This window comes from Streptomyces sp. KR55, assembly GCF_052245645.1.
In the GTDB taxonomy this organism is placed as follows: Bacteria; Actinomycetota; Actinomycetes; order Streptomycetales; family Streptomycetaceae; genus Streptomyces; species Streptomyces flavusporus.
Window position 1 is genome coordinate 1 of sequence record NZ_JBQQCE010000681.1, and the last position, 3,674, is coordinate 3,674.

General features: G+C 69.5%; 3 protein-coding genes and 2 pseudogenes. 2 read left to right on the top strand and 3 right to left on the bottom strand.

What is annotated here, in order from left to right; all coding sequences use genetic code 11:
- Both ACTWQJ_RS48225 and ACTWQJ_RS48230 read right to left on the bottom strand, forming a co-directional pair.
- A pseudogene (locus tag ACTWQJ_RS48225) lies at positions 1-131 on the bottom strand (metallophosphoesterase); the annotation flags it as partial.
- Between the two features lie 34 nt (positions 132-165).
- The gene (locus tag ACTWQJ_RS48230; protein WP_443312708.1) at positions 166-405 is read right to left on the bottom strand and encodes an SCO4848 family membrane protein; all 240 of its coding nucleotides are present in this window, start codon (positions 403-405) and stop codon (positions 166-168) included.
- Positions 406-496: 91 nt separating this feature from the next.
- Between ACTWQJ_RS48230 and ACTWQJ_RS48235 the strand changes: the two genes are divergently transcribed.
- Positions 497-1,795, top strand: a complete 1,299-nt coding sequence (locus tag ACTWQJ_RS48235; protein WP_443312709.1) for a D-alanyl-D-alanine carboxypeptidase family protein — start codon at positions 497-499, stop codon at positions 1,793-1,795.
- Here the strand turns inward: ACTWQJ_RS48235 and ACTWQJ_RS48240 are convergent.
- The gene (locus ACTWQJ_RS48240; protein ID WP_443312710.1) at positions 1,749-2,660 is read right to left on the bottom strand and encodes a YihY/virulence factor BrkB family protein; all 912 of its coding nucleotides are present in this window, start codon (positions 2,658-2,660) and stop codon (positions 1,749-1,751) included. The genes ACTWQJ_RS48235 and ACTWQJ_RS48240 overlap by 47 nt on opposite strands.
- A 135-nt stretch (positions 2,661-2,795) precedes the next feature.
- On the opposite strand from ACTWQJ_RS48240, the pseudogene ACTWQJ_RS48245 reads away from it, so the two are divergent.
- Positions 2,796-3,551 (top strand): annotated as a pseudogene (locus ACTWQJ_RS48245) (decaprenylphospho-beta-D-erythro-pentofuranosid-2-ulose 2-reductase).
- The last annotated feature ends 123 nt before the right edge of the window (positions 3,552-3,674 follow it).

Here is a 3,674-nt window from a genome sequence, read left to right on the forward strand (position 1 = left end):
GCGACCAGCACCGCGCCCGCGCGGCGCACCGGGCCCGGGCTCTGCGTCGTGTCGCGGAACAGGCGGCGCCACAGATACCAGTTCGCCACCACGAGGACACTCACGACGACGAGCAGAAAGACGATCACCATGCTGTTGCTTCTCTCTTCGACCGGGTGCCGGTTGCTATGACGTACGGCGCAGTGCGCGCAGTCCGCGCAACCCGATGGCCCCGACGACCGTCCCCAATACGAAGGAGACGACGGCGAGCGTCAGATGCACCCAGAAGTACGCCGTCGGGTCTCCGTCGTCGAACGCGAGCCCGCTGCTGTCCTTGATCAGGTTCTTGACGAAAGTGACCCAGATGACCCAGCTCCACACCCCGAAGGCGAACAGGAACCAGGAGATCGGGCGGCTGAGTTTCATACGTTCAGTATCGCCGCCGGGTGTCCGGTTCCGTTCCCGGGGTGGGGAGGGGGGCGGGACTTCCCGAACCCGGGCGTGTACGTTCTCGCTCGTGCCCGCACCCAAGAAGACCGCCAGGCGATCCCTACTGCTCGCATCCGCAACCCTGTTGACCGTTTCGCTGACCGCGCCCGCGGCTCTCGCGGCGCCGCGCCCGTCGCCCAGTTCCTCGGCGAGCCCGTCGGCCACTCCCCCGGCGAACATGTCGACCGTGGGCGGCGAGCGGCTCGGCCGGCCGGGCACGCAGGTGAACCTCGCCGACGGGGTCCCGGTGCTGCCCAAGGATGTCAGCGCCCGTTCCTGGATCGTCGCCGACGCCGAGTCCGGCGAGGTGCTCGCCGCGCACAACGCGCACTGGCGGCTGGCTCCGGCGAGCACCCTGAAGATGCTGTTCGCCGACACGGTGCTGCCCAGGTTCCCCAAGACGATGAAGCACAAGGTCGCCGTCTCCGACCTGGCGGGCATCGGCGCCGGCTCCAGCATGGTCGGGATAAAGGAGAACGAGACCTACACGGTCCACGACCTGTGGCTCGGCGTCTTCCTGCGCTCCGGCAACGACGCGGTGCACGTGCTGTCCGCGATGAACGAGGGCGTCGACAACACCGTCAAGGAGATGAACGAGCACGCCGAGGAGCTCCAGGCCCTCGACACGCACGTGGTCAGCCCCGACGGCTACGACGCCCCCGGCCAGGTCTCCTCCGCGTACGACCTGACACTGATCGCCCGTTCCGGGATGCAGAAGAAGGACTTCCGCGAGTACGCAGCGACGGCGACCGCGAAGTTCCCGGGCGAGACGTCGAAGAACAAGAAGGGCAAGTCCGTCCGCAAGTCCTTCGAGATACAGAACACCAACCGACTGCTGACCGGCGACTACGGCATCTCCCAGTACCCGGGCATCGCGGGCGTCAAGAACGGCAACACCACCAACGCGGGGGCCACCTTCACCGGCGTCGCCGAGCGCGACGGCAGGGTGCTGCTCGTCACCGTCATGAACCCGCAGAACGACGAGCACAACGAGGTCTACAAGGAGACCGCGCGGCTGTTCGACTGGGGCTTCAAGGCGGCCGGGAAGGTGGAGCCGGTCGGTGAGCTGGTGCCGCCGAAGGGCGCCGCGCAGGCCGGCGCCGAGCCCGGTGCCACCGCCTCCGGCGAGGCGGGCGAGGCCGGTGGCGCAGCTACCTCCGGCGGCGGCTCGGCCAAGCCCGTGGCGAGCGCCAGGACCGAGGGCGGGTCCAGCGGCATCGGGGTCGCGCTCGCGATCACCGGTGGGCTGCTGGTGCTGCTCGCGGGCGGGGTGTTCCTGGTCAATCGCCGCTGGCCGCTGCCGGATCTGGTGCGTCGCCGCCGGTGACCTCGGCCTTCTCGGCCTCCTTGCTCTGCGTCGCCGTCCAGGCGGCGCAGAACAGCACCAGCTTCGACGTGAAGTTGATCCACAGCAGCAGGGCAACGGGGACGCCGAACGCGCCGTACATGCTCTTCGTGGCCACGCCCTGCATATAGCCGCTCAGCAGCAGCTTCAGCAGCTCGAAGCCGATCGCGCCGATCAACGCGCCCACGATCAGCCGACGCCGGGGCGGATCGACGCCCGGCAGCAGCGTGAGCGCGTACAGCAGGACCAGGAAGTCGGCCAGTACGGCGACGGCGAACGCGGCGATACGCAGCAGGAGGCTGCCCCAGCCGTGCTCGTCCAGGCCCAGCTGGCGGGCGATCCCGGTGACGGCGGCCGTGGCGACGGTGGACGCGGCGAGGGTGACCAGCAGCGCGCCGCCGAGGCCGATCAGGACACCCGCGTCCTTGGCCTTGACCAGAACGGGGTTCTCCTCGCTGTCCGGCAGCTCCCACACCGCCCGCAGACAGTCGCGCATCGAGCCGACCCAGCTGATGCCGGTGAACAGCAGCAGGGCACCGGCGATGAGGCCGATGGTGCCGGCGTTGTCGACCAGGGCGCCGATGTTCAGCTGCTTGGAGATGCCGGGAACCTGCTCGGCGATCTTGTCCTGCAGCTCCTGCTGCTGCTCGGCGCTGAGCGTGGCGGCGCCGATCGCGGCACCCACGGTGAGCAGCGGAAACAGCGCGACAAAGCTGGTGAACGTCATCGCCGCGGCCAGCCGCGTCCACTTCACGCGGTCCAGCCGCTCGTACGACCGCCACGCGTGCGTGGCCATCAGGCGGGCGGCCACGGGGCCGACGACGGGGAGCTTCTTCAGCCAGTCCATGAACCGACCTTGCCCTCCGTGACGCCCCCATTAATCAGCCATTCCGGGGAGACAGGGGATGTTTCATAACTCTTGCCGCATACAGGGCGCTACGGTCGCCGCAATGCCCGGCCCTCCATAAGGAGCGTGATCGTCGTGAAGGACGCCAACGGCCTCCCCCAGTCCCTCCTCGTCCTCGGCGGTACATCCGAGATCGCGCTGGCCACCGCCCGACGCCTGATCGCCCGCCGCACCCGCACTGTGTGGCTGGCCGGACGCCCCTCACCCGCCCTCGAACGGGCCGCCGAGGATCTCCGCGCCCTGGGCGCCGACGTGCGCACGGCCGCGTTCGACGCGCTCGACCCCGAGTCCCACTAGACGGTGCTCGGCAAGGTCTTCGCCGAGGGCGGCATCGACATGGTGCTGCTCGCGTTCGGGATGCTCGGCGACCAGGCACACGACGAGCGGGAGCCGGTGAGCGCCGTGCGCGTCGCGCAGACCAACTACACGGGAGCCGTGTCGGCAGGCCTGGTCTGCGCCCGTGCGCTGCAGGCCCAGGGCCACGGCTCTCTCGTCGTGCTCTCCTCGGTGGCCGGCGAGCGCGCCCGCCGCGCCGACTTCATCTACGGCTCCAGCAAGGCCGGCCTGGACGCCTTCGCCCAGGGCCTGGGTGACGCGCTGTACGGCACGGGCGTCCGCGTGATGGTCGTACGCCCCGGGTCCGTACGGTCGAGGAGGATCGCCGGACCGGCTCAGGCTCCGTTCACGACCACCCCGGAGGCGGTCGCGACGGCGATCGAGCTGGGTCTGCGCCGACGCTCGGAGACGGTGTGGGTACCGGGGGCACTACGCCTGCTCATGTCGGCGCTGAGGCACACCCCGCGCGTGGTGTTCCGGCGCCTGCCGATCTAGTGTGATGCGCCTGAAATTGCAGGTGTAAGTCTGTAGGCTGTTTTCATGTCGCATCGGGGTCCGCGTGCTGTCGAGGTCGTGCTGTCCGAGGAGGAGCGCGCCGAGTTGTCGCGTTGGGCGGGT